Below are 25294 nucleotides of genomic sequence, written 5' to 3' on the forward strand. Positions count from 1 at the left end.
CCCCCTCGGGCCAATGTTCTGGTCGAAAAATTGTTCTGAATCCCATGCACCGTCCTTAGACGACACACGGAACCCTCAAAGGCTTCCTATCTTCTATCCGGTTTTCAAAGACGCCCACCACGCTTCCGCATGGTCCGAAGCTGCCTTCCGGCACCCTCCAGCACCTCGCAGCCTCAACTGCGCAGGACGTTTAGATTACCAGGGGAGTGTCGCAGCGCAAGCGGAAATTTTTCAGGAGGCGCGCGCCAACGTTACGTCTCTGGAGAAATCCCCTGGCAATTCCTAGGAAATCCCCAGTTTCAGGAGGGTCCGGCGCTTGCCCGATTCCACGGCAGGCTGATCGAAGGGGTCCACCTCCAGCGCCATCCCGGACAGGCCGACCACCAGCTGCCAGGCCATGAGGAAGGCTCCCAGCGATGCTTCATCCAGCGCATCCAGATGCCAATGCACCACCGAGATGCCAGCGCTCTCCAGCGCCTCGCGCGTGCCCTCCGCCTGCGCCCGCAGGATGTCCTCGCCCCCCCATCGCCCCAGCCCCGTGAACGGGCACTGCGGCGGCGGATCCGAAGGTTCAGTCGCGTGGTCGTGGCCCACGGTCACCAGCACCACACCCACGTTGCGCGGGCCGTCCAGCCACCGCTGCAGCTGGGCGTGCTGATCCTGCGGGCCGATGGCCCGGACGGGCGTGAGGCCCCGGCGGCTGCCGTCTGCCGCCTGCTTGCCCAGGCTCTCCGCCACCAGCTGCACCCACCAGGCGCCCACGGTCTCCAGCCGGGTGGCGTAAGGCAGGAGCACCCACTGATCCGTGCCGCGCACGAAGCCGCCGGAGAACGCGCGCACCATCTCCCACACGCGGGCGCCCCAGACGCCGCGCCCCTGCTCCGTCTGCGCGACCACCTCGCGGGCGCCCGTGAGGAAGCGGCAGGGGTCGAGGCCCGCCCAGCGCAGCGGCAGCGCGCCGATGGCCGTGAACGCCGAGTAGCGCCCCCCCACCTGCTCCGGAATCGGCAGCAGCGTCCAGCCCTCGGCCCGCGCCAGCTGCGCCAGCGGGTTCTGGTCATCCTGCGTGATGGCCACGGGCGCCTGGCGCCAGCGACCCCAACCGGCCTGGGCCCGCAGCCGCCCGATCCAGGTCCAGAGCTCCAGGGTGCGCCCGCTCTTGGAGGCGAACACCAGCTGGTCCTCCGGCTCCAGGCGCAGGCCATTGCACTCCGGAGAGGCCAGCGGCTGCCAGCGGTGGCGTAGCGAGGCTCCAGCGAGAGCGTGGATGAGCGCGTCCGCGGGCAGCAGCGAGCCGCCGATCCCGCACCAGAGCAGCCGGCCGGGCGCCAGGGCCGGGGGTAGCGCCACGTCCTCGGCGCCGAGCCACCCCGACATCGGATGTCCAACCATCCGCTGCCACAATTCCCTTGAATCCATTCGCGCTTCTCCTGTTTCAGCCATCTTAGGCCATCATGACCGCTGGAGCCGCTATGAAGACCCTTCGCAAAGCTGTCATCCCCGTCGCCGGCCTGGGCACCCGCTTCCTGCCCGCCACCAAGGCCCAGCCCAAGGAGATGCTGCCCTTGGTGGACACGCCGGTGATCCAGTACGTGGTCGAGGAGGCCATCCGCGCCGGGGTCGAGAGCATCGTCCTCGTGACCGGCCGCGGCAAGGGCGCCATCGAGAACCACTTCGACGTCGCCTACGAGCTGGAGGACACCCTCCGCCGCCGCGGCAAGCAGGAGGATCTGGACCTGGTGCGGGACATCACCCACCTCGCCCAGTTCGCCTACGTGCGCCAGGGCGAGCCCCTGGGCCTCGGCCACGCGGTGCTGTGCGCCCGCCACGCGGTCGGCGATGAGCCCTTCGCCCTGCTCCTGGGCGACGATGTCTTCGATGAGCGCGACTCGGCCCTGGATGCGCTCATCAAGGCCTACCAGGCCACCGGGAAGTCTGTCGTGGGTGTCCAGGAGGTCCCGGTGGAACATGTCTCCCGGTACGGCATCGTCAGCGCACCCGGGAAGGACGAGCCTATCTGGGATGTGACAGCGATTGTCGAAAAGCCGGAACCGGCCCAGGCCCCCAGTCGCTGGGCCGTCGTGGGGCGCTACGTCCTGGAGCCCCGGGTGTTCGAGCACCTCGCCGCCCTGAAGCCCGGCGTCGGCGGCGAGTACCAGCTCACGGACGCCCTGGCGAGCCTGGCCCGCGAGGGACGCCTGGTCGCGGCCCCCATCCCGGCCAAGCGCTTCGACACCGGCAACAAGCTCGACTACCTGAAGGCCAATGTGGAGTTCGCCCTCAAGCGGGAGGACCTGCGCCGCGATTTCACCGCCTACCTGAAGGATCTGGTGAAGGGCCTCTAGCGGCGCAGCCGCAGGGCGTTCAGCACCACGGTCAGGGAACTCAGCCCCATGGCCAGCCCGGCGAGCATGGGCCCGCCGAACCGCTCCAGCTGGCCCGAGGCCGCCAGGGGCACCAGCACCAGGTTGTAGCCGAAGGCCCAACCCAGGTTCTGGCGGATCACGCGGTGCGTCCGCAAGGCGAGACGGCGTGCGGCAAGGATGGGCTCCAATCCCGGCCGCAGCAGCACCAGGGGAGCCGCCGCCATGGCCGCGCCGGTGCCCTGCTCGCCGGCCCCGGAGCCCATGGCGATGCCACAGTCCGCCTGGGCCAGGGCCGGCGCATCGTTCACGCCATCACCCACGAAGCCGACCACGGCGCCCTGGGCCTGGAGCTCCCGGATGCGGGCGAGCTTGCCCTCGGGGCGCAAGCCTGCGGCCACCGATTCGATGCCCACGGCCTCGGCCATCTTCGCCGCAGGCTCCGCGCGATCGCCCGTGAACAGGTGGAGGCGGAGACCCTGCTGACGCAGCTGTCCCGCCACCGCCGGGCTCTCGGCCCGGAGCCGGTCGCCCAGCACGAACACGCCCTTCAGCCCGGAAGCGTCCGCCAGCCCCACGGCGATCCCGTCCTCATCCACCTCCGGGAAGGCCACCCCGAGGAAAGCGGCGCTGCCCAGGCGCCAGGCGTGGCCGTCGATCTCACCGCTGACGCCGCCGCCGGGATGGGCGCGGAAGGCCGACACCGGCTTCAGGGCCCCGGCATGGGCCGTCACGAGGCCGCGGGCGATGGGATGCTCCGAGTCCCGTTCCAGGCTGGCCGCGAGCCGCAGCAGGTCCGCATCGGCCAGGCCCGAGGTCGCCAGGACCCGGCGCAGCCGCGGTCGCCCCTCGGTGATGGTCCCGGTCTTGTCGAAGGCGAGGTCCGTGGCCTGGCCGAGGGCCTCCAGGGCCGCGGCATCGCGCACCAGTACGCCCTTCCGGGCGGCGGAGCCCAGGCCCACCATCACCGCCACCGGCGTGGCGAGCCCGAGGGCGCAGGGGCAGGCGATCACCAGCAGGGTCACGGCCGGCCGCCAGGCGGAGGCGAGGGCGCCGGTGGCCAGCCACCAGCCCGCCAGGGTCAGCAGGGCCAGAACGAGGATGGCCGGCACGAACACGGCGCTGATGCGATCCGCCAGATCCTGGGCGGGGGCCTTGGAGCCCTGGGCCTGGGCCACCAGCTGGGCCATGCGGGCCAGCTGGGTCTGGGCCCCCACAGCCTGGATCTCCATCTCCAGCGCAGAACCATGGACCACGGTGCCGGCCACCAGACCTTCACCCGGCCCCTTGGGGACAGGCAGGGGTTCGCCCGTGAGCATGGATTCGTCTACCTCCGCCTGGCCCGCGGTCACGCGGCCATCCGCCGGCACCGAGTGGCCGGGCAGCACCCGGACGCGATCGCCGGGGCGCAGGTCCGCCACCGGGATTTCCGTCACCGTGCCGTCCGGCCCGAGGCGCAGGGCCGTGGGTGGTGCCAGCGCCAGCAGCTCCTTCAAGGCATCCGTGGCCCTGGACTTGGCCCGGCTCTCCAGGTACTTGCCCGTGAGCAGGAAGGCCACCAGGGCCGCAGCCGTCTCGAAGCTGAGGTGGTGGACGCCGTTCAGCCACTCCGCCACGGCAAAGATCCAGGCCACGCCCGAACCCAGGGCGATGAGGGTGTCCATGGAGGCCTGGCCGTGCCGTGCCTGGCGCCCCGCCCGGACAAAGAACCCCCAGCCGGCCCAGAAGACCACGGGGGCTGACAGCAAGGCCTGGACCCACCCGGGCAGGTGCAGCCCCAGGCCGGGGATCATGGCCAGCAGCAGGGGCGCCGTGAGGACCAGGGCGACAATCATCCGGTTCCGGGCCGGGCCGGGATCGTCTTCGGCCTGCACCACCGCCTGATCCGCCTGAGGGCGGCCCAGGCCATAGCCCGCCTCCTCGACCTGTGCCGCCAGCGTCTCGAAGCTGGCCTCGCCTTCCACTGTGGCCGTGGAGGTGGCGAGGTTGACGGAGGCCGCCCGGACACCGGGGGTTTCCACCAAGGCCTTCTCCACGTGCCGCACGCAGGAGGCGCAGGTCATGCCAGTGACGGTATAGGTCTCGCTGCTCATGTCGGTTCCGGGTTCGGCCTAGGCCGGCTCCGTCATCTGGTAGCCCGCTTCGGCCACGGCGGCGGACAGGGCCCCGAAGCTCGCGGTGCCGGTCACCTTGGCCGTGCCGCTGGTCAGGTCCACGGCCACCTCCGTGACGCCGGGGGTATTGCGGAGCGCCTTGTCGACGTGGCGGACACAGCCGCCGCAGGTCATGCCGGTCACGCGATAGGTATGGGTGTTCATGGATTCTCCGAAGAGTTCAGGCCCGCAGCTCCGTGAGCGCAGGCAGGCGTTCAGCCTCGTTGAGCAGGGTCTCCATCAGGTTGCAGCCGAGATCGCTGCTCTGACCGTCCGGCGTCCCCAGGGTGATGCGGAGGATCTCCACCAGCAGCTGGATCTCCGCGAGCCGGCCCTCCAGGACGCGGAGCTTGCCGCCCAGGGCGTCGCGCACATGGGCGCAGGGGGCGCTGTCCTGGCGCAGGGCCCGCAGCAGCTCCTGGATCTCGTCCAGCGTGAAGCCCGCGGCCTGGGAGGCCTTCAGGATCCGCACCCACTGGATGGCCTGGGGCGGGAAGAGGCGGTAGCCCTTGGGCGACCGGGGCAGGTCGCCAAAGACGCCGGCATCCGCATAGAAGCGCAGGTTCCGGGCGGTCAGGCCCGAGCGGGCCGCAAGCTGGCCGATCTTCAGCAGACGCTGGGCGGGGGGCGCGGAGGCCGGGGTGGGACGGAAGTCGGCGACGGTCGACATGGGAACCTCCCAAAGGCGAACACCCCCAGCTTAAGCCTCCAGTTACATGGAAGCTCAAGGATAAAATCACAAAAAACTATATGCGCTGAGAGCGATGGATATGCAGGTGCAGCAGCGTCACGGCCGCCGGGGTGACCCCGGGGATCCGGCTGGCCTGCCCAAGGGTCTCGGGGCGATGCAATGCAAGCTTTTCCAATACTTCCTTGGAAAGTCCGTGCAGATGCTCGATGCGGAAGTCCGCCGGGATCCGCACATGGTCCCAGGCCCGGTGGCCCTCCAGGAGGCGGGCCTCCCGCTCCCGGTAGGGGGCGTAGCGCAGGTCGAAGAGCAGCAGGTCCCGCTCCCAGGCAGGGTTCCAACCCGCCTGCGGCTCGGCCCACCCCGCCAGAAGGGTCAGGCACGCATCGGCTTCGGCGGGGCCCATGTGCTGGCGACGCAGCAGGTCCGACAGGGCCAGGCCCGCGTCCAGCCGCAGGCCCGCCGCGGCGGCGATGGACCCGAAGGGGCTGGTCTGGGTCACCCAGGCCGCATCGCACTGGGCGCGCAGGCGCTCCCGCCGGTCGATCCTGGCCTCCACCAGGGCCAGTTCCCCGACGGTCAGGGCTCCCACCTCCCGGGCCACGCCCAGGAGCCGGGCGTCCGCCACATCGCAGGCCAGGCCCAGCCGGTGCTCCGCCCGGGCCGTGAGCATGCGGTAGGGCTCGTCCGTGCCCTTGGTGACGAGGTCGTCGACCATCACGCCCAGGTAGGCCTGGTCCCGGCCCAGCACGACGGGCTCCTGGCCCCGCAACCAGCGCACGGCGTTGAGGCCCGCCAGCAGGCCCTGGCCCGCGGCCTCCTCATAGCCGGTGGTGCCGTTGATCTGGCCCGCGAACCAGACCCCCTCCAGGCTCTCCACCGAGAGATCCCGGCGCAGCTGCAGGGGGTCGAAGCTGTCGTACTCGATGGCATAGCCGGGGCGCAGGATCTCGGCCCCTTTGAAGCCGGGCAGGCTTCGCACCATGCGGAGCTGCACGTCCGGCGGCATGGAGGTGGACAGGCCCGCCAGGTAGATCTCCTCAGTCTCGAGGCTCTCGGGTTCCACGAAGATCTGGTGCCGCCCCTTGTCGGGGAACTTCACGAACTTGTCCTCGATGGACGGACAGTAGCGGGGCCCGACGCCCTCGATGTGGCCCCCGTAGAGGCTCGATTTCGGCAGGTTCTCCCGCACGATGGCCTCGGTCTCCGCCGTGGTGTGGACGATGTGGCAGGGCACCTGGGGCTGGGGGATCTCCCGGCTGAAGAAGCTGAAGGGCCGGGGCGGGTCGTCTCCCGGCTGGACCTCGAGCCGGCTGAAGTCGATGGAGGCCCGCGCCAGCCGGGGGCTCGTGCCGGTCTTCAGGCGGCGGTTCCGGAGGCCCAGGGCCTTGAGCTGGTCCGCCAGGTGGGTGCTGGCGGGCTCCCCGGCCCGACCCGCCTCCAGGCGGCGCTCGCCGATGAGGATGCGCCCGTTGAGGAAGGTGCCGCTGGTGACCACCACCGCGTCGCAGGGCAGGACGGAACCATCCAGCAGCTCCACGCCCCGCAGGCCCCGGGTGCCCCCCGCCCAGAGGATCGCCGTGGCCATGCCCTGCCGCAGCTTGAGGTTCGGCAGGTGCTCCAGGAGCCGGCGGGCGGCACTGCGGTACTTCACCTTGTCCGCCTGGGCCCGGGGGCCGCGTACGGCCACGCCGCGGCTTTCATTGAGGATGCGGAAATGGATGCCCGTGGCGTCGATGAGTCGGCCCATGGCCCCGCCCAGCGCATCCAGCTCGCGCACCATGTGGCCCTTGCCCACACCGCCGATGCTGGGGTTGCAGCTCATCTGGCCGATCTGGTCGAGGTTCATGGTGAGCAGCGTCGTGGCCATGCCCATGCGGGCAGCGATGTGCGCCGCCTCGATTCCCGCATGTCCGCCGCCAATGACCACCACCTGCTTCATCGCAGGACCTCCAGCCCGCCTTTGATGAGGGGAATCGAGGCCTCCCTCCTATCGCAGGCGACATCCAGTCGCCTGCTCCCGCGCTCCGCTTCGCGGAACCGCGGAGTCGGGACGATTCCCGCATGTCCGCCGCCAATGACCACCACCTGCTTCAAGCCATCCTCCGAGGGCTGTCAGGATACCCTCCCCAATCCGCGGCCACGGGACCCGCCTGGATGTGAGAAAATGGGGCCATGCGACCCCGTTTGAGCCCCGAGGAACGCCGTGACAGGCGAAAGCGCGCCATGCGGCGGTCCATGTTCGTGCTGCCCTCCAGCATCACCATGGCTTCGATTTTCTGCGGCTTCTCCAGCGTCGTCATGTCCATCAACGCCGCCGGGGCCACTCCGGAGCGCTTCTTCCTGTGGGCCGCCGGCCTGCTGGTGCTGGCGGGGGTCTTCGACGGCCTGGATGGCCGCGTGGCCCGGGCCACCAACACCGCCACGGAGTTCGGCGTGCAGCTGGACAGCCTGGCGGACGTGGTCAGCTTCGGCATGGCCCCGGCCATCCTGGCCTACCGCTACGGGTTCTTCCAGCTGGGCATCCACGATTCCCACTTGCGGGCCGCGGGCTGGGCCGCCTGCTTCGTCTTCACGGCCTGCGGCGCCCTGCGCCTGGCCCGGTTCAACGTGCAGGTGGGGGCCGTGGACCCCCGCTACTTCGTGGGCCTGCCCATCCCCGCCGGGGCCGCCTGTGTGGCCTCCGTCATCATCTGGCGGCCCACGCCGCCGGCTTCCACCCTCCACGCCTACGCCTTCGCTGCGGAGCTCTTCCTCGTGGGTCTCCTGATGGTGTCCACCCTCCGCTTCCCCAGCTTCAAGAAGCGCGCGGGGAGCCCCCGGGCCGCCATGCTGACCAGCCTCACCATCGTGCTGATGTTCGCGATGCTGATCCTCTTCCAGCAGCGGTTCTTCGTGGGCTTCTTCGCGGCCTACATCACCCTGGGCCTCCTCCTGAACCTGGCCTGGAAGGCCGGCTGGCGGGGCATCGAGCCCCCCCGGGACGGGGCGGAGAACCTCGAGACCGTCCACTGACGGAAGGCCGCACCGGACCAGGAAGACGCTAGCTCAGGATCCCGGCGATGCAGGCGCTGAGGAAGTTGGCCAGGGTGCCCGCCAGCATGGCCCGCAGACCCAGGCGGGCCAAGTCGCCCCGGCGCTCGGGCACCAGGGCGCCGATGCCGCCCACCTGGATGGCGATGCTGCTGAAGTTGGCGAAGCCGCAGAGGGCGAAGGTGGAGATCAGCCGCGCCTTGGTGGACAGGTTGGTCATGGCGCCCAGGTCGAGGAAGGCCACGAATTCGTTCACCACCATGCGCTTGCCCAGCAGGGAACCCACCTGGCCCGCCTCGAGCCAGGGCACGCCCATGAGGTACGCGAAGGGCTTGAACGCCCCCCCCAGCACCAGCTCCAGACTGAAGCCCGGGTGGATGGCCTGCATCAGGCCGTTGATCAGGTAGATGAGGGCGATGAAGGCGATGAGCATCACCGCCACGTTGAAGGCCAGCTGGCCGCCCTCGAAGGCGCCCCGGGCGGCCGCGTCCAGCACGTTGGCGTCGTGGGTGGGGATGTCCACCTTCACCTCGCCCGCGGTCTCGGGGGCCTCGGTCTCGGGCTCCAGCAGCTTGGCCATCATCACCGCGCCGGGGGCAGTCATGATCACGGCCGTGAGGAGGTGCACGATGTCCACGTGAGCCACCTGCACGTAGGCCACCATGATGCTGCCGGACACGTGGGCCATGCCCGCCGTCATGATCAGCATCAGCTCACTGCGGGTCATGCGCGCCAGGAAGGGCCGGATGGTCAGCGGCGCCTCCGTCTGGCCCATGAGGATGCTGGCGGCCACGCTCACACTCTCGGCGCCGGACACCTTGAGGAAGCGGCCCATGGCCCGGGCCGCGGCGCTCACCACCCACTGCATGACGCCGATGTAGTAGAGCACCGCGAAGATCGAGGCCACGAAGATGATGGTGGGCAGGACCGCGAACGCGAACACCATGCCCACCTTGCTGCCGGGCCCGTCGGACAGGGAGCCGAACACGAAGCTGGCGCCCGCGTGGGCGTAGGTCATGAGGTGTTCCACCACGATGCGCATCTGGTCGAAGGAGGAGCCCACCAGGTTCCCCCGCAGCAGGCCGAGGACGATGACGGCGAAGAGGCCCCAGTTGAGGGGCTTGTTCTCGTACGACGCGAAGCGGCGCAGCAGCATGGGCGTGAACATCAGGAGCAGCACCACCCAGCCGGTGCCCCTCGGGAACGGCAGGAAGGCAAGCAGGCTGGAGATGGTGGCGCCCTTCAGGACGACCAGCGCGAAGATCCACTGGAGCCCCAGGCCCCAGGCGATGGTGCGCCAGTGGATGGCGCTCCGCTTGTGCGACAGGACGTACGCAATGGCCATGAAGGCCACGATTCCGGCCAACCCGATGAAGCGTCCCATCTTGGCTCCCTACAGTTCGTTGTTCAGGGCCTGGACGGCCTGCTCCATGTAGAAGCGGGCGCGGCCCAGCAGGCCCTCCCGCTGCATCACCAGGACCAGCGTGCACTGCTCCTTGGCGCCCATCATGAGGATCCAGTGCTGGTCCGTGGCGAAGACCACCTGCTTGACCTCGCCGCGGTCGAACTCCTCCACCGCCTGCTGGAGGTGCCGCTTCACCACGTGCTGATAGGCCCCCAGGAGCTGCAGCCCCTCGTTCGAGACCTGGATCGTGCGAGAGCAGATGGGATCCCCGTCGCGATCGTTGAAGGTCGCGGCCAAGGCCTCGGGCACCTGTTCGATGAGCCGATCCAGGAGTTTCTGGAACATGGTGGGACTCCGGTCATACGCGTGCTGACAGCATGACCGCACTGGGAGCCCATGGCAAAACCCGGGCTCGTGGTCTAGATTCCCCGAAGCACCTGGAGCGCCCAGATCCCCGCGAGCAGGAGCCAGGCCCCCAGGCGGAGGGCCCGGGAGGCTGGAAGGGCGGGATAGGGCGCTCCGCGCCAGGCGCGGCGCAGATCCCAGAGGGCCGCGACCGGGAGCGCCACGGCCAGGAGTCCCAGGGCCGGGTACCAGTGGAGGGCCTCGCGCCACCGACCCTGGCCCAGGGCCAGGAGGCTCCGGGTCAACCCGCAGGTGGCGCAGGCGAACCCCGTGACCCGCTTGAACGCGCAGCCCGGCAGCCAGCCCGAGAAGGGGGCCAGGAGGCCCGCCAGCCCCGCCGCGCCAGCCAGGGCCAGGCCCCCCAGGGCGATCCAGGGCACCCGCCTCACGGGGCCGTCCCCAGCAACACGAGCATCATCGCGACCAGGCCCAGGCCGCAGGCGCCCAGGAGCACCGCGTGGACCACCGTGGCGCCCACCCCCCGCCAAAGTTCGCACCCGTGCCGGGCCGCCAGGGCGAAGCCGCGGAAGAGCCACAGGTAGCCGTCCAGGAGCAGCAGCGGCACCGCCAGGACGACACCCAGGACCGGCAGGAAGCCCAGCAGCCCGATCAGGGTTCCCAGGGCCGCCATGCGCAGGGCCTCCGCCTCGGCCCCCAGGCTGGTCCGGAAGCCGCGCCGTTCCTTCAGGCCGCCCAGCAGCCACAGCCCCGTGTGGTCCCACACCGCGTGATGGAACCAGGTCCCCAGCACGCCGATGGGGACGACCAGCAGGAGCCAGGGCCAGATCCGGCCGAACGCCGGCGGGGCCGGCAGGGTGCGGAACACCTCCCACAGCACCTCGGGATCCGCGCCCGGGAGCCGCTCCAGCCAGTCTGGTGGGCCGCTCCGGCGGAGCTCCCCGTAGGCCTGGAGGGCCCGCCAGACCGTCAGCGCGGCGTTGGCCAGGGCCAGGGGAACCCAGACCGCCAGCATGCGGAGCAGGGCGCGGCCCAGGGGGGGTGGCGCGTCCGCGAAGGCCCCCCCAGGCCGAAGCAGGGGTCGGACCAGGGTCAGGAACAGGGCCCGGACCGGAGCCGCGAAGGGGACCTCCATCACTTCCTCAGGAACAGGGTCTCGTAGTCGCGGAGGGCGATGGCATCGCCATCCCGCTTGAGGGGAGCGTGGAAGTCCCGGGGGCTCAGGTCCGCGAACTCCCCGAAGGTGGCCACGTTCCCGTTGATGTAGGCGATGAACTCATCCTGGCGGCCCTTGATGTAGCCCCGGAAGGGGCGCGCCATCACGCCCAGGAGGGCGGAATCCAGGGCCGTCCAGGTCTGGAGGTGGGTCTCGAAGCCGTTCTTCCCCTCCCAGTAGCGGTACGAGGTGAGCATCTTCGCGCCCACCGCGAAGGGCGTCTTGAGGCGGCCCTTCTCGGCGACGCCCTCTACCAGGTACACCCGGTGGCCCGGGCGCTGGTAGACGAGGCGCAGCGTGCCCCGGAGGCCCCGGGCGTCATCGATGCTCCAGGCCCCGTCCGGGTGGATGAAGGCGTAAAAGGCGGGCACGAACTGGCAGTGCCGCCACATGGCCGCGCTCAGCCGCGGGTGGTCGAACAGCTTCTCCATGGTGGCCAGCCGGACATGCTTCGGCTGAGTGCGGGTCTCGAAAACGAAATCCGCCCGGTGCAGGATGTCCAGGGCCTCCGCCCGGGCCGCCGGGGGGAGCTGGTCCACGAAGGCGGGGGGCTGGGCCTGGAGGCAGACGGCCAGGAGGGTGGGGATCACGGCGCGCATACCCAAAACGCTAGCACTTCCCGGGAACACCGGACCCGGCATCGGGCTCGCGGCTATGCTTTTCCTCTGCCCCGAGGCTTCCATGTCGCCCGCATCCTCCTGGTCACGCACCCCGGTCGCCCTGCTCTGCCTTCTGCCGGCCCTGGTCCAGATCCCGGCCCGGGCCCAGGAAGGCGACCTGGCGGAGCGGTTGTACCAGAGCGGCGAGCGGGCCTACGCGGCCAAGGCCTACAAGGAAGCCACCGACACCTGGGGCCAGCTGCTCCAGTCCGCCCCCAAGAGCGAGTTCGCCCCCCGGGCGCTCCTGGCCCTGGCCCGCCACCAGGCGGAGGTGGAGCACCGGCCCGAGGCGGCCATGCCGTACCTGGATCGGCTGAAGACCGACTACATCCGCACGCCCGAAGCCGCCGAGGGGCTGCTGCTGCGGGGAACCCTGCTCGCGCGGCAGGCCCGGCGGTCCACGGACCTGAAGGACGCCATGGCGGAGTTCAACCGGGTGCTCGATCTGTTCCCGGAATCCCCCGCGGTGCCCGAGGCCCGCTTCCGGCTGGGCCGCGCCTGGCGGGACCAGGGGCAGTGGGGCCGCGCCCTCCACCAGTTCGTGGAGGCCTTCCGGCTCCACCCCGATGCCGCCGTGGCGCCCCGGGCCATGCTGGAGGCCGCCGAGACCATGGACCTCCTGGACGACCTGCCGGGTTGCCTCCGGATGCTCGAGCGGCTCCGCACCCTGGCACCCCAGAGTCCCGAGGCCCAGGAAGCGGCCTGGCGCATGGCGGTGCGCGTGAGACACCGGCTCCAGAAGCCTCCCCTCGCCAACGAGGGGGTCTGGCCCGCGGGCCGCGTCAAGTGGCTCAAGACGCCCACCCTGCTGGCCATCGCGCCCGACGGGGACCTGCTCATCTACCAGAACGACCTGGATCATGCCTTCCGCCTCCATCAGGGCGAGCTGGCCCCAGCCGGCCCCGCCGCCCCCGGCGCCAAGGCCCTGGTGGCCACGCCCGCCGGCGAGGTCTGGCTCCTGGCCAAGACCGGCCTCGTCCGCGAGCAGGCCCCGGCACCCCTGCCCGTCAATGGCCTGGGCGCGGTCACCGGCGCGGCCCTGGACCGCTGGGGCGCCCTCTGGGTCGCGGACGCGAAGACGCCCGCCCTGACCGTCCTCGGTCCGGACGGGGCCTCCCGCACCGTGGCCTCCCCCACGGCCAACGCCCTGGCGCCCCTGCCCACGGGCGGGATGGTCATCGCCGCGGACGCGGATCGCAAGATCCTCTTCCTGGACGCCGATGGCCAGCCCCGCGCCGTGGTTCCCTACGGGAAGGACCTGCCGGCCCCCTTCCGCTACGTGATCGCCCTGGCCTCGGACGGGGCCGGGCAGGTGGCCGCCCTCGTGGAAGGGGGCGACTTCGGCGAAGGCGTGGTGATCCTCGGCCCCCAGGGTACGGTGCTCCGCCAGGCCACCTTCAAGAGCCTGGGCATCAGCGGCCGCATCACCTCCCTCGCCCTGGACCGCTCCGGCGGCCTCATCCTCTGCGACCGCCGCAACGACCTCCTGTTCCGGTTGAACTGACATGCGCCTCCGCCGCTTCCTCCCCTTCGCCTTCCTCCTCGCCCTGGGCCTGGGGGCCCAGGATCCCGCCCTCAAGGACACCTTCCTCCAGGCCAAGGCCCTCTGGGCCACCCAGGGGGACCGCGACGGCGCCACCGCCCGCTTCGAGAAGGTGGTCGAGACCCTCGCCCCCAGGGCCGCCACCCTGGAGCCCGCCTGGATCCAGGTGCTCTGCGAAAGCTACAACTGGCTGGCGGTGCTCGATGACCGCGGCGCCCAGACCAAGCCCCGGGCTCAGACCCGGCTCCAGGCCCTCATCGACCTCGACCCGGATTTCGAGGTGGACCGCGCCCTCACCTCCCAGCGCCTGGCCACGCTCTTCGACCGCCTGAAGGCGGAGAAGGTCGCCCCGGTGAGGCTCGGCTACGATCCTGAAGGTGGAACCCTGACCGTGGATGACCGGCCGGGTCCGCCCGTGGCCCGGCGCTTCCTGCCCTTCGGCACGCACCGGCTGGTCTACACCCGCCCCGGCTACGCCCCCGTCGAGTCCACCGTGGAGCTCGCCCCCCGGGACGCCAAGGCCGTCGACTTCAAGCTCACTCGCGTGTCCTCCACCGTCACCCTCTACGTGCAGCCCAGCGGCGCGGAGGTGCTGCTGGACGGCCGCAGCCTGGGCCGCACCCGGGGGCATGCCGGCCCCGAGGCGGCGCCCCTGACCGGGCCCCTGGGCCTGCGCCCGGAGGACTTCTCCGGGGCCTTCGTCATCGCCGAGCTGACCGCGGGCAAGCACCAGCTCGAGCTGCGCGCCCCCTGCCACCGCACCAGGGTGCTCGAGATGGGCGCGGACCTGGCCACGCCCTGGGCCGATCACACACTGGAACCCATCCGCCTGGAGGCCTCCAAGGGCCAGCTGTCCGTCCACTCGGCCTGGCCGGGTGGCGAGCTCTTCCTGTCCGGGCAGAGCCAGGGGCCCCTTCCCGTGGACCAGCTGCCGGTCTGTTCGGGCCCGTACGATCTGCTGGTCCGCTTCCCCGCCGGCGGCTTCTCCCGGCGCATCACGCTGGAAGATGGCAAGGCCCTGACCGTGGACGCCCGGCCCAAGCCGCGCCTGGCCTTCCTGGGCCTGGAGGGGGAAACGGAATTCCCGGGGCGGGCCCGGCTGCTGGCCCAGCTGGCGGGTCTCGGCGATCGCCTCCAGCAGGTGGCCTACCTGCCCGCCCGTCCGGGTGAAACCCCCAAGGAGGCCCTGGCCCGGGTGAGGGCCTCCCGGGAGGCGGAGCTCATCCTCCTGGCCACCCCGGTGCCGGACAAGGTGATCCACCGGATCGAGCTGCGGGTGGCCACCCTCGAGGGCGAGGAGGAGCGCCTGCTGGTGAAGCCCCTGGAGGAGGACCCACTGGGCCCCCTGGCCGCACGCCTCAATGCCGTGCCCGCGCTGCATGAGCCCGGCCTGGGGCTCTCCCTCCTCGAGGTCCCCGGCGAGCCGGGGCCCTGGGTGCTGTCCGCCTCCGAAGCCGCCAAGAAGGCCGGCCTGCAGGTCGGCCGGCCCCTCCTCCAGGCCAACGGCAAGCCCATCCCCTCCCTCAAGGCGCTCCGGCAGGTGCTCCAGGATGCCAAGGGGACGGTGACCCTCAGCCAGGGTGGAGCGGCCGTGCCGCTGCCGGTCCAGGCCGAGGCCCTGGAGATCCCCCTGGGCGCGTCGAGCCTCTGCTATCCCGCGGTCCTGGCCCAGCTGCGCCTGCAGTACGCCGGCGCCAAGGGCGACGAGGCCAACCTCATCCGGCTGAACCTGGGCCTGGGACTCATGCACTTCCGCAAGTACGACAAGGCCATCGAGCAGCTGCGGGACGCCCGGCTCAGCACCGTGAGCGGAGTGAGCCAGGGCACCCTGGACTACCACACGGGCCTCTGCTTCCTCCGGTTGGGGAGCGCCTACCAGGCCGAAGCAACCCAGGCATTCCGGCAGGCACTGAAGTATCCTCAGGCAACCCTGCTCGGTCCCGATGGCCCCCTTGTCGCCCCCCTGGCCCGGCAGGCCCTCGAAGACCTGAAGTAGTTGGAGGAACCCATGAGGCACCAGCGCGGCGAAGGCAAGATCGGCTGCATCCTCTCCCTGCTCGTGTTCGGCGCCCTGGCCGCCGCGGGCTACAAGGCCATCCCCGTCTACTACGCGGACAGCGAGTTGGTGGATGCCTGCGACTTCATCGCCAGCGCCGCCGCCAAGAAGCCCATCGAGACCATCGAGCGGGAGGTCAAGGACAAGGCCCGGGAGCTGCAGATCCCAGAGGTGCTCGCGGACAAGAATGCCATCCGCGTCACCAAGACCGGCAGCGGCGAGGCCAGCACCTGCACCATCACCCTCCGCTTCAAGCGCACCATCGACTTCTACGGCGCCTACAAGTGGACCAAGGAGACGAACAAGCGCGTCTCCAAACCGATCTTCGAGAACATCGGCTGATCCGGCCCTCGATGGGCTTGCGGCGGGCGGGCGGCCACGGCACCCTGCCTTATGCTCCTGTCACTTCCTGAAGACAGTTCCCTCCCCCGGGGGGCGGCGCTGCACCCGGTCCGGGTGCCCGGCTCGAAGTCCGTCACCAACCGGGCCCTGCTGCTGGCGGCCCTGGCGCCCGGGACCAGCCGGTTCCGGGGCGGGCTGGAGGCCGAGGACACCCGCTGGATGCGCCGGGCCCTGGCGGACCTGGGGCAGGGCTTCAGGGAGGCGGAAGGGACCTGGGTCATCGACGGCGGCCGGCGGCCCGGAGCCAGCGGCCCCCTCTGGCTGGGCGCCTCGGGCACCACCCTGCGCTTCCTCCTGCCCTGGCTGGCCCTGAAAGCCGAGGGTCCGGTGCGGCTGGAGGGTGATCCCCGGCTCTTCGAGCGGCCCCTGGGCCCGCTGCTGGCGCCCCTGGAGGCCCTGGGGGCGGCCTGGGAGCCCGATGCCGGGGGCGCCTGGCTGCGTCCCGCCCCCGCGCCACCCGCGACCCTGGACCTGGCGGTGGACGCCCGCCTCAGCAGCCAGTTCCTCACGGGCCTGGCCCTGACCGCAGCGGCCCTGCCCGGCGGGGGCATCCTGCGCTGGACCGCCGTGGCCAGCCCCAGCTACCTGACCCTCACCACCCAGTGGCTCCAGCGCTTCGGCTGCGAGGCCCGCCTGGAACCGGGCCTGTGGTCCATCCCCGGCGGCGCTCTGGCCCCGCGGGACCTGGATCTCCCCGGTGACTGGAGCGGCGCCGCGGCCTTCCTCGCCGCCGCGGCCATGACCGGTCGCAGCCTGCGGCTGGGCCCCCTGGATCCGGCGGATGCCCAGGGCGACCGGGCCATGGTGGCCATCCTGGAGGCCGCGGGCTGTGGCGCCCGCTGGGTCGGGCCCGACAGCCTGGAGCTATCGGGCCCTCTCCAGCGGGGTCTGGACGCGGATCTCACCGACTGCCCCGACCTGGGCCCCGTGCTGGCGGCCCTGGCGGCCCTGGCCCCGGGCCCTTCCGAGCTGCGCGGCCTGCACACGCTCCCCCTGAAGGAATGCGACCGGCTGGACGCTTCCGCGGAGCTGGTTCGGTGGCTGGGGGGCGCGGCTGAGGTGATCGGGGATCACACCCTGCGCGTGGTCCCGGGACCGCGCCCCGGGCCCCGTCCCCCCTTCCACCCGCGCAATGACCACCGCATGGCCTTCGCCGCGGCGGTGGGCGGTCTGCTCTGCGGCGGCGAACTGCGCGATCCCCACTGCGTGGCCAAGACCTTCCCGGACTTCTGGGACGTCTGGCGCGGAATGCTGGGGTGCTGAGCGCCGCCTGGCTCGGCCATTGGAAGGCCCCCTGGGGCCTGGACCGGGGCCGCCGTTGGGGGGATGTCCCCTGGGCCCTGGCGGCCATCAGCCAGGCCTGGCTGCTCGGCGGCCGGGACGGGAGCTGGCCCCGCCTGGCGCAGGAGGCCCGGCGCCCTGGGGGTCCGCAAGTCACCCAAGGGCCCACGACCTTCGGCCCCCGTCCGGACCCGACCTGGGTGGCCCTGCTCCGCCATGGCAGCCCCGGCATACCGGCCGCCCAGCGGGGCGCCCGGGAAACCGAGCTGCTGGCCTGGGCCTGGGAGGCCCTGCTGGAGGGGGATGGCGAGCCCTGGATGGCGGCGGGATCGGTCCTCCTGGATCATCCCCAGCGGCTGCGTTGGATCGCGCTCCTGGGGGCCGTCGATGACACCGGGACCCTGCACCTGCCACCCTTCCTGGAACTGCTGGTTCCGCCCGTCCTGCGCCGCCTTCCCCCGGGCTGGTGGGAAGGCCTGCTGCGAAGCCAGGATGCGGAGGGCCGCCTCCTCCCGGAAGGGGCTCTCGATCCGACCCTACCCTGGCCGGTTCTCCAGGCCCACGCCGGTCCCCTGGCGCTGGAGGTACTGCCCCCGGACCTGGCTCCGTACACCAGCGCGCCCTGGCTGGTGGCTCTGCCGGACGGGCGCTGGGTGCTGGATCCCCGCCTGCGGGCCTGGGCCAGGGGACTTGGCGCGTCACCCCTCGGGCTGGCGCCCCTGGCCCCGGGGGGCCTGGCGCTCGGCACGGCCCCGGACCCGCCCCTGGCGGCCCTGCTGCGCCTCCAGCTGGCCGGGGATCAGCCCCGGGACTGGCGGGAGGCCCTGGAAGCCGACCTGCACGAGGCCCTCCAGCGGCCCGCCCCGCCACCGCCTTCGGGCCACCCCACCTGGGACCGTCTCCGCATGCGCTGGGGCGGCGAGCCTGCGCTTCCGGCCCCGGGCTACCCGCCCTGGGCCGGCGGCGTACATCCCTGCGCCGACCCCTTCCACTGGATGGCCGAGGGCCTCCGCGCCGACCGGGCCTGCGACCCGGAGGCCTCCCTGCGGGCCTTCACCCTGGCCCACGCCCACTTCGTCCGGCTGGGGACCTCGGGTTGGGCGGAGCGCGCCGCGTCCAATGCGGCCCACCTCGCCCTCAAGTGGGCCGACCTGCCCGCCCACGCCCGGTGGGCCGCCCTGCGCGGGCCTCTCCCACAGCCCTGGCAGGATCTGGAGACGGCCCAGCTGGCGGAGGTGAACCTGGAACCGGACGCCGCCCTGGTCCGGATCCGCCGCCTGGTGGAGGCCCATCCGGGCTTCACCGCAGGCTGGGGCATGCTCGCCCTGCACGGGGCCGACCGGGAGCAGTGGGACCTGGTGCGGGAAGCGCTGACCCATGTCCAGGACCACCCCTACGCCCGCTTTCTGCAAGCGGCCCTCGGACCCCTGACGGAGGATCCCCCCGCAGATGCGGACCCCGAGACCCGGCTTAGCTGGGAGGCCCATCGGCTCTTCCGCGGTACCGGCGAGCCGCGGGCCTTCTGGGCAGCCTGGGCGGATTGTCCGACGCAGATCATGCGCCTGGAGCTGGGTCTGCAGGTGCTGGAGCGGCGGCCGGACCTGCGGCGGGCCGAAGCGCTCCTGGCCCTCCAGGCCATCGCCGACCGCGCCCGGTCGGCGCGCCACCAGGGGCGCCTCGCGGCCCTCTGGCCCACGCCGGAGGCATCGCCCTCCCTTCCGGCCCGCACCCTGCTGGAGCAGTGGCTGGCCCAGCGGTCCACCCCGACCTGGTTGGTCTGGGAGGAGGGTGCGCGCCTCCACACCCTGGGCACCGGGGCGCCGCCGCCGGAAGGCGCCCTCAGCCGCCTGGCCCGGGACGGGGCCCTGGCCCCCTTCCAGCACGACACCTGGATCTGGCGGGGTCACCCCCTCACGTGGGAGGGCTGTCCCGTGGGCGCCGTCCTGGTGGCCCAAGCGCCTGAGGCGGTGCCGGGCCCCCCGCTGGAGCCCCTGCTGCTGGCCTCCTGGCTGGCCCGGCTCCAGGAGACCCGGCCCGCGGAGCCCATCGGGGACGCCGGCCTGCTGCTGACGGATGGCAGCGAGCCCATGGCCTCGGTCCTACGGGAGCTGGAGCGCGTGGCCGGCTCGGACCTGCCGGTGCTGATCCTCGGCGCCACCGGCACCGGCAAAGAGCTCGCCGCCCGGGAGCTCCACCAGCGGTCGGGCCGCAGCGGCGCCCTGGTGGCGGTGAACTGCTCGGCCTTCGCGGAGGGGCTTCTGGAATCCGAGCTCTTCGGCCACGTGAAGGGCGCCTTCACGGGCGCCGACCGCGACCGGCGCGGCGCCATCGAGGCCGCCCGGGGCGGGACCCTGTTCTTGGACGAAGTCGCCGACCTCTCCCCGCGCCTCCAGTCCCTGCTGCTGCGGGTGCTCCAGGAGCGTGAGATCCGGCGGGTGGGCTCGGACCAGTCGATCCGCGTGGATGTGCGCTTCGCGGCGGCCACGCACCGGCCGCTGGAGGAGCTGGCCGAGTCCGGCGCCTTCCGGCGGGACCTGCTCTTCCGCCTCCAGGGCGCCGTATTGCGGCTGCCGCCCCTGTCTGCCCGCCGCCACGAGTTCCCCTTCCTGCTGCCCCGGCTGGTGGTGAAAGCCGCTTCCGCAGCCCGGCGGCCCGTGCCCGCCCTGGCCCCCGGCCTCCCCCAGGCCCTCGCCCGCCTGGCCTGGCCCGGGAACGTGCGCGAGCTGCTGCACGCGCTGGAGCGCGCCATCCTGCGCTGCGAAGGCGGCACCTTGAGAGCCGCTCACGTGCCGGAGCTGGAGGCTCCGGTCTTCCAGGCGCGAGGCTGGGATGACGCCACCCGGGCCTTCCAGCGGCGGCTGCTGCTGGACACCCTCCAGGCCTGTGGTTTCCGCATGGCCGAAGCCGCCGAGACCCTGGGCCTTGCGCGACCGGCCCTCTACGCCACCGCGCGGCGGCTGGGCGTGGACCTGGTGGCCGAGCGGAGCCGGTCCGGAGTGTGAAGGCGCCTACAGGCGCCGGCCGAAGCTCCGCTCCAGGTCCTCGAGGGTGAGCTTCTTCAGGATGGGCCTCCCATGCGGACACGTGTTGGGCACCTCGCAGGCCAGGAGGTCGCGGATGAGGCCCTGGGCCAGATCCGGGGGCAGGGCGTGGTGCTTCTTGATGGCGGCGCGACAGGCCAGCTCGGCGTTGAGGTCCCGGCGGAAGGCGTCCAGGTCCACGCGACCCTCCCGTTCCAGCCGGGCCAGCAGGTCCTCCAGCAGGGCCTGGGGATCGCGGTCCGCCAGGAAGTCCGGCAGGCCGCGCACCACCAGGGCGCCATCTCCAAAGGGCTCCGCGTCCACGCCGGCCACCTCCAGCTCCGAGAGAAAGGGCGTGAGCCGCGCCAGGGCTTCGGGTCCGAGCTGCACCACCTGCGGCGGCATCAGGGGCTGGATGGCGGGGGCGTGGCGGCGCAGGAAGAGCCGCTCGAAGAGCACCCGCTCGTGGGCCACGTGCTGGTCCACGATCCAGAGCTCAGGGCCCCGCTCCCCGTCGATCTCCGCCAGCAGGTAGGTCTGCTGGAAGCTGCCCAGGTAGCGGATGGCGCCGCCGGAATTCAGGTTCTCGGCGGCCCCGGAGGACAGGGGCTCATAGGCGTAGATCGTTTCCATGGGCCGCGTCGTGAAGGTCTCCTCCAGAGCCCGATAGGCTCCCAGCGCCCCTCCGGAATGATCGGACCAGAGCCGCGGATGCTGCGGCGCAGCCCGGCGGGAAGGATCCAGCTCGAACTCCGCCTCCAGCGGCTTCGGCGGCAGCTCCAGCACGGAAGCGAGGCCGCCTCGCAGCTTCGACCACGCCTCCTCGGCCCCGCCCCGCACCCAGGCGAAGATGCGCTGGGGCTCGCGGAAGCGCACCTCGGCTTTCGTCGGGTGCACGTTCACGTCCACGGCCTCGGGGGGCAGCTCCAGGAAGAGCACGGCCGCCGGGTACGAGCCCTTGGCGAAGGTGCCCGACCAGGCCTCCGACAACGCCGCCAGCAGCAGGCGATCCCTCACCGCCCGCCCGTTCACGAAGAGGTAGAGGTGGTTGCGGTCGCGGAAGCTGAGGTCCGGCGGTGACACGAAGCCCCGCAGCCGCCAGGGCAGCTCGCCGTTCACGAAGGGCACCAGGCGGGTGAGCTTCTCGCCGAGCAGGGGGCCCAGGCGCTGGCCCGCGTCCGCCACCGGCGGCAGCACCAGGGGCGCGCCGCGGTCGGGACGGATGGTCCAGTGGACGCCAGCGGAACTCAGGGCCAGCCGGGCCACGGCTCCCCAGAGCTGGGCGTGTTCCGTGTCCGTGGACTTCAGGAAGCGCCGCCGCGCGGGCAGCTGGGCGAAGAGGTCCCGCACGGTCACCGTGGTGCCCCGGCTGCGGGGCGTGGGCGTGACCTCCTTGATGATGCCGAACTCGCAGCGCAGGCGATGGCCCGCGCCGTCGGCTTCGGCGCTCGTCAGGTCGAAGCGGCTCACGCTGGCGATGCTGGGCAGGGCCTCGCCGCGGAAGCCGAAGGAGGCCAGATGGCCCAGGTCCTCCGCCGTGCGCACCTTGCTGGTGGCGTGGCGCTCCAGGGCGAGATACAGGTCATCCCGGGCCATGCCGGAGCCGTCGTCGGCCACCTCCAGGAGGCGCTTGCCGCCCTCCTCCCAGGCCACTTCGATGCGCCGGGCCCCGGCGTCCAGGGCGTTCTCCACCAGCTCCTTGAGCACCGAGCTGGGCCGTTCGACGACTTCCCCCGCCGCGATCTGGTTCGCGACGTGATCGGCGAGGACTCGGATCTTGGCCATGGCCTAGAACGCTACCAGCTATCCGCTGTCAGCTGGCCCGGCGGTCAGCTGTCGTACGCAGCTCGACCTGGGCGTGGGGGATGAAGAGATGGCCCAGGTAGGCCAGCAGGAACAGCCCGGCGCTGAGGCCGTGGGCCCAGCTGAAGACCGTGCGCCAGGCGGGGCTGGTGACCACCTGCACGGCGTAGCCCGACAGCACCATGGGGGCGATGAGGAAGGCCGCGCCCAGGCCGGTCCGGCGGCCTTCGGGGCCCTTCTTCAGCTTGATCTGGAGGTGGCCGCGCACGGCCATGCCCAGGGCGAAGAGGAGGAGGGGCGCCGTCAGCACATGCAGGTGCTGGGCCGCGGGCAGCCAGGGGTGGGGCTCGGGGCCGAACTCCCCGGCGCGCACGCCGAACCAGCGCAGGAGGCCGTCCATGAGGCCCGTGCCCGCCGCGGCGAGGGCGGCCAGGTGCAGGCTCCAGCGCTCCAGGGGGCTCACTTGGCCTCCCGGTAGAGCACCCGGTGCAGGGCCAGGCAGCGGCGGGCCGCGTCCGTCATGGCGTGGGCCGTGAGGGTGGCGCCGGAGAGCGGGTGGATGCTCCCCTTGAGGCTGAGCTGGGGGTCGAGGGCCTTCCCCTCGAACTGCTTCACCCAGGCCTCCTTCGCCATGTACTCCGCGGGCTCGTGGAAGGCCACGGCCTCCACGCGCAGGACGCGGCCCTCGGGCGCAAGGGCCACCAGCAGCGTCTCGTTCAGGGTCCGGACCCGGTGGGTGTCGAAGAAGCCGACACCCACCAGGGTTCCGTTCTTCCGCGCCTCGTAGACCACGAGCCAGCGTCCCGGCACCTCCACCTGCGCCAACGCCTTCACCTGCCCGGCCTGGGCCTCGCTGAGCACGAACTCCCGGCGGGTGAACTGCGCCCCCGGGAAGGCCAGGGCCAGGGCCTCCTGCGTGGAGGGCAGGGTGGCAAAGAGCGGCAGGGAGAAGGCGAGGGGGGCGAGGACGCGGATCATGGCGGTCCTAGAAGTAGAAGCCGAGACCGACGTTGAACTGGTCGCGACCGGTCTCGGCGCGGTTCTCGATCTTGTTCCAGTCAGCCTTCACGGCGACATTCGGGATGGGCTTGTAGCTCACGCCCACGGTCTTCACGGTGACGTCGTTGGCCAGGTCGGGGGTCACGCCCGCCACCACCCGCTGCTGGGAGTTCAGGCGCTCGTAGCGGACGAAGGGAATGAGGGCCTGCTTGCCGGATCCGCGGAGCACATCGTAGCCCGCCTCCAGGTAGCCGCCGAACTGGCGGGTGCCGGTCTGGAATCCGTCGCCGGTGACGGGGAGGGCCGCGACGCCGGCCTCGGAGTTGGTGATGCGGGAGAAGAGGCCGCGCAGCTGGAGGCCCTGGGCCCGGTACTCGGCATGGACATCCCACAGGGTCGTGACAAGGGACTCGGCGCCGTCCACGGGATTCGAGTTGCCGCGGTAGAAGCTGAAGCCGAGCGTGGTGCCCGGGATGGGCGCCCAGTCCAGGCGGCCGGTCCAGGCCAGGCTGTTGGCCTGGGCCTCCTTGCCGAACTGGCGACCGCCCTTGATGCTCTCGGCCGTGAAACCCTCGTGGCCGTTTCCGGAATCGGGGTTGGCATCCATGCCGTTCACGAGGTAGAGGCGGTAGCTCAGGTTGCCCGGCAGCTCGCCGTGGATGCCGACACCGTTCTCATGCCAGGTGCTGGGGATGATCCGGCGCTCCACCAGGGGACGCTTGGCGCCGAGGAAGGCGGGGGGCTCGTGCATCTCGTTGATGAAGCCCACGGGCAGCAGCATCATGCCGGCCCGCACGTTGAAGGCCTTGTCGATCAGGAAGTCCAGGTAGGCGAACTCGACCTTGACCTCGCCGCCGGTGGACTCATCGGAGTAGCCGCCGTGCTCGAACTCCAGCTCGGAGTTGAAGACGATGTGCTCGTTGAACTTGTAGCCCGTGTAGAGCACGAGACGCAGCGCGTCGAGGTTGTTCTCCCGGGGCGCCTTCGTCCCATCCTGCAATTTCGAATCGAAGTTCTGGTACAGGAACTCGCCGTAACCGCCGATGCTGAGGCCCGTGGGGGCCGCGTAGACCTTGCTGGCCGCCGCGCCCAGGCCGAAACGGCCTTCCTCGCCGGCGGGAGGCATCACGCTGCCGGTCTTCTGGCTCTCGAGCTCCCGGGACATGGCGTCCAGGCGACGCTCCAGCTCGGCGACTCGCTTATCGGTATCCGGCTTCTCCTGGGCGAAGGCGGGCGCCGCCAGCAGGGCGCACATGAGGGGGGTGAGCAGGGACTTCATCGGGACTCCCGGGACATCAGGGTGGGGTGGAGGGCGCGGAAAGCCGGAGTCATCCGGACCGTTCCGTCGTTGAGGAGGAAGGCGGCGGCCACGCCCTGGCGCTCGGCCCAGGCGGGACCCGCGTCGGGGCCCAGGACATAGAGGGCCGTGGACAGCACGTCCGCCGTGAGGGCGTCCGCGGACACCACCGCCGTGCTGCCCCAGGCCGGGCAGGGCTCGCCGGTGCGGGGATCGAGAATGTGGCGGCCGCGCTCGGAGGTGCCGCTGCCCGCGAGGGAGGCCTCGTCCAGGCGGAAGGAGAGGCGGGGGTGCCGGCGGTCCAGGGGATCGGCGATGGCGACCGGCACGGGCCGACCCCAAGCCAGCAGCTGGCCCCCGAAATCGAGCAGCCCGGCGGGGCTGGCCGCCACCCGACGCAGGCGGTCCAGCGCGTAGCCCTTGAGGAAACCCCCCTCCTCCACACCCGCGGCGGCATGGGTCAGACGGGCGACGCCGGCGGCCGGGTCGAGCAGCAGCAGCCCGGCGCCCGAGGCCCGGCGGGCCTCCGCCAGGACCTCGGGCGTCGGCGTCCGCCCACCGTGCCGAAGGTCCCAGGCCCGCACCAGGGCCATGAGCACCGGATCGAAAGCGCCCTCCGTCCGGACCTGCCAGGCCTTCATCCGACCCAGCAGGTCGATCCACTCGGCATCCAGGGACACCGGCTCGCCCTGCGCGGCGTTCAGGCGGCTCCAGGCGGAGGCGGCCTCCCAGGTGGAGCAGGCCGCCTCCAGGCGGGCCGCCTCCGCCAGCGCCGCCTGTGAGACCCGGTCGAGATCCCCCGGCCCTTCGAGATGCAGCCTCAGCTCCGTCCCCATGGCCAGCACCGCGCGGTCCCGGGTGGGCACCGAAGTGAGCATCGGGGCCGGCGCCGGAGCGGGCATGGGCGCCTGGGCCGCCAGCACGGCGGGGACCAGGAGGAGACCAAGGCGGTTCACGTGCATGAGAATGAGTCTCACAAACTTGATCTTCGATTTCAAACCCAAATTTGAGAT

Annotated in this window: 22 protein-coding genes; 7 read left to right on the top strand and 15 right to left on the bottom strand. The window is 71.7% G+C overall.

Annotated elements, in window-relative coordinates:
• Positions 1-282: 282 nt before the first annotated feature.
• A complete protein-coding gene (locus QSJ30_RS14210) occupies positions 283-1377 on the bottom strand; it encodes a hypothetical protein (RefSeq protein ID WP_285610329.1) in 1095 nt (364 codons plus the stop codon).
• 95 nt (positions 1378-1472) lie between these two features.
• Here QSJ30_RS14210 and galU point away from each other — a divergent pair, with 95 nt between their 5' ends.
• Positions 1473-2345 (top strand): UTP--glucose-1-phosphate uridylyltransferase GalU, encoded by an 873-nt coding sequence (galU, locus tag QSJ30_RS14215; protein ID WP_285610330.1) that lies wholly within the window; start codon positions 1473-1475, stop codon positions 2343-2345.
• On the opposite strand, the gene QSJ30_RS14220 is transcribed toward galU, so the two are convergent.
• From QSJ30_RS14220 to mnmG, 4 genes are all read right to left on the bottom strand, one after another.
• Positions 2342-4456 (bottom strand): heavy metal translocating P-type ATPase, encoded by a 2115-nt coding sequence (locus QSJ30_RS14220; protein ID WP_285610331.1) that lies wholly within the window; start codon positions 4454-4456, stop codon positions 2342-2344. The two genes, galU and QSJ30_RS14220, sit on opposite strands and share 4 nt — an antisense overlap.
• A gap of 18 nt (positions 4457-4474) precedes the next feature.
• Complete coding sequence (locus QSJ30_RS14225) at positions 4475-4681, bottom strand: heavy-metal-associated domain-containing protein (protein ID WP_285610332.1); 207 nt, start codon at positions 4679-4681, stop codon at positions 4475-4477.
• Between the two features lie 16 nt (positions 4682-4697).
• The gene (locus tag QSJ30_RS14230; RefSeq protein ID WP_285610333.1) at positions 4698-5186 is read right to left on the bottom strand and encodes a MerR family transcriptional regulator; all 489 of its coding nucleotides are present in this window, start codon (positions 5184-5186) and stop codon (positions 4698-4700) included.
• A 76-nt stretch (positions 5187-5262) separates the two neighbouring features.
• A complete protein-coding gene (mnmG, locus tag QSJ30_RS14235; RefSeq protein ID WP_285610334.1) occupies positions 5263-7146 on the bottom strand; it encodes a tRNA uridine-5-carboxymethylaminomethyl(34) synthesis enzyme MnmG in 1884 nt (627 codons plus the stop codon).
• 284 nt (positions 7147-7430) lie between these two features.
• Here mnmG and pssA point away from each other — a divergent pair, with 284 nt between their 5' ends.
• A complete protein-coding gene (gene pssA, locus QSJ30_RS14240) occupies positions 7431-8219 on the top strand; it encodes a CDP-diacylglycerol--serine O-phosphatidyltransferase (RefSeq protein WP_285610335.1) in 789 nt (262 codons plus the stop codon).
• A gap of 28 nt (positions 8220-8247) precedes the next feature.
• Here pssA and QSJ30_RS14245 read toward each other — a convergent pair whose 3' ends face one another.
• The 5 genes from QSJ30_RS14245 to QSJ30_RS14265 form a co-directional block, all read right to left on the bottom strand.
• A complete protein-coding gene (locus QSJ30_RS14245; RefSeq protein ID WP_285610336.1) occupies positions 8248-9621 on the bottom strand; it encodes a NupC/NupG family nucleoside CNT transporter in 1374 nt (457 codons plus the stop codon).
• A gap of 9 nt (positions 9622-9630) precedes the next feature.
• A complete protein-coding gene (locus QSJ30_RS14250; protein ID WP_285610337.1) occupies positions 9631-9987 on the bottom strand; it encodes a roadblock/LC7 domain-containing protein in 357 nt (118 codons plus the stop codon).
• A gap of 74 nt (positions 9988-10061) precedes the next feature.
• Positions 10062-10436 carry a DUF2752 domain-containing protein gene (locus QSJ30_RS14255; RefSeq protein WP_285610338.1) on the bottom strand — a complete coding sequence of 125 codons (375 nt, stop codon included), beginning with the start codon at positions 10434-10436 and terminating at the stop codon, positions 10062-10064.
• The gene (locus tag QSJ30_RS14260) at positions 10433-11140 is read right to left on the bottom strand and encodes a hypothetical protein (protein ID WP_285610339.1); all 708 of its coding nucleotides are present in this window, start codon (positions 11138-11140) and stop codon (positions 10433-10435) included. The genes QSJ30_RS14255 and QSJ30_RS14260 overlap by 4 nt, the downstream gene beginning before the upstream one ends.
• The gene (locus tag QSJ30_RS14265; RefSeq protein ID WP_285610340.1) at positions 11140-11811 is read right to left on the bottom strand and encodes a hypothetical protein; all 672 of its coding nucleotides are present in this window, start codon (positions 11809-11811) and stop codon (positions 11140-11142) included. The genes QSJ30_RS14260 and QSJ30_RS14265 overlap by 1 nt, the downstream gene beginning before the upstream one ends.
• Positions 11812-11902: 91 nt before the next feature.
• On the opposite strand from QSJ30_RS14265, the gene bamD reads away from it, so the two are divergent.
• Genes bamD through QSJ30_RS14290 form a run of 5 tightly spaced genes read left to right on the top strand, consistent with a single transcriptional unit; the run spans position 11903 to position 20164 of the window.
• Complete coding sequence (gene bamD / locus QSJ30_RS14270) at positions 11903-13384, top strand: outer membrane protein assembly factor BamD (protein WP_285610341.1); 1482 nt, start codon at positions 11903-11905, stop codon at positions 13382-13384.
• A gap of 1 nt (position 13385) precedes the next feature.
• The gene (locus QSJ30_RS14275) at positions 13386-15419 is read left to right on the top strand and encodes a hypothetical protein (protein WP_285610342.1); all 2034 of its coding nucleotides are present in this window, start codon (positions 13386-13388) and stop codon (positions 15417-15419) included.
• Between the two features lie 12 nt (positions 15420-15431).
• Positions 15432-15821: a hypothetical protein gene (locus tag QSJ30_RS14280; RefSeq protein WP_285610343.1), complete on the top strand. Its 390-nt coding sequence runs from the start codon at positions 15432-15434 to the stop codon at positions 15819-15821.
• Positions 15822-15872: 51 nt separating this feature from the next.
• A complete protein-coding gene (locus tag QSJ30_RS14285) occupies positions 15873-17144 on the top strand; it encodes a 3-phosphoshikimate 1-carboxyvinyltransferase (protein ID WP_285610344.1) in 1272 nt (423 codons plus the stop codon).
• Complete coding sequence (locus tag QSJ30_RS14290) at positions 17138-20164, top strand: sigma-54-dependent transcriptional regulator (protein ID WP_285610345.1); 3027 nt, start codon at positions 17138-17140, stop codon at positions 20162-20164. The genes QSJ30_RS14285 and QSJ30_RS14290 overlap by 7 nt, the downstream gene beginning before the upstream one ends.
• A 6-nt stretch (positions 20165-20170) precedes the next feature.
• Here QSJ30_RS14290 and mutL read toward each other — a convergent pair whose 3' ends face one another.
• The 5 genes from mutL to QSJ30_RS14315 are packed head-to-tail and all read right to left on the bottom strand — an operon-like array spanning position 20171 to position 25258.
• Positions 20171-21967, bottom strand: coding sequence for a DNA mismatch repair endonuclease MutL (gene mutL / locus QSJ30_RS14295; protein ID WP_285610346.1), 1797 nt, complete (start codon positions 21965-21967; stop codon positions 20171-20173).
• A 28-nt stretch (positions 21968-21995) separates the two neighbouring features.
• Positions 21996-22448 (bottom strand): hypothetical protein, encoded by a 453-nt coding sequence (locus QSJ30_RS14300; RefSeq protein ID WP_285610347.1) that lies wholly within the window; start codon positions 22446-22448, stop codon positions 21996-21998.
• A complete protein-coding gene (locus QSJ30_RS14305; protein WP_285610348.1) occupies positions 22445-22963 on the bottom strand; it encodes an FMN-binding protein in 519 nt (172 codons plus the stop codon). Before QSJ30_RS14305 ends, QSJ30_RS14300 begins: the two co-directional genes overlap by 4 nt.
• Positions 22964-22970: 7 nt before the next feature.
• Positions 22971-24263 (bottom strand): porin family protein, encoded by a 1293-nt coding sequence (locus QSJ30_RS14310; RefSeq protein WP_285610349.1) that lies wholly within the window; start codon positions 24261-24263, stop codon positions 22971-22973.
• Positions 24260-25258, bottom strand: a complete 999-nt coding sequence (locus QSJ30_RS14315) for an FAD:protein FMN transferase (protein ID WP_285610350.1) — start codon at positions 25256-25258, stop codon at positions 24260-24262. Before QSJ30_RS14315 ends, QSJ30_RS14310 begins: the two co-directional genes overlap by 4 nt.
• Between the last annotated feature and the right edge of the window lie 36 nt (positions 25259-25294).

The organism is Geothrix edaphica (assembly GCF_030268045.1).
Classification (GTDB): Bacteria; Acidobacteriota; Holophagae; order Holophagales; family Holophagaceae; genus Geothrix; species Geothrix edaphica.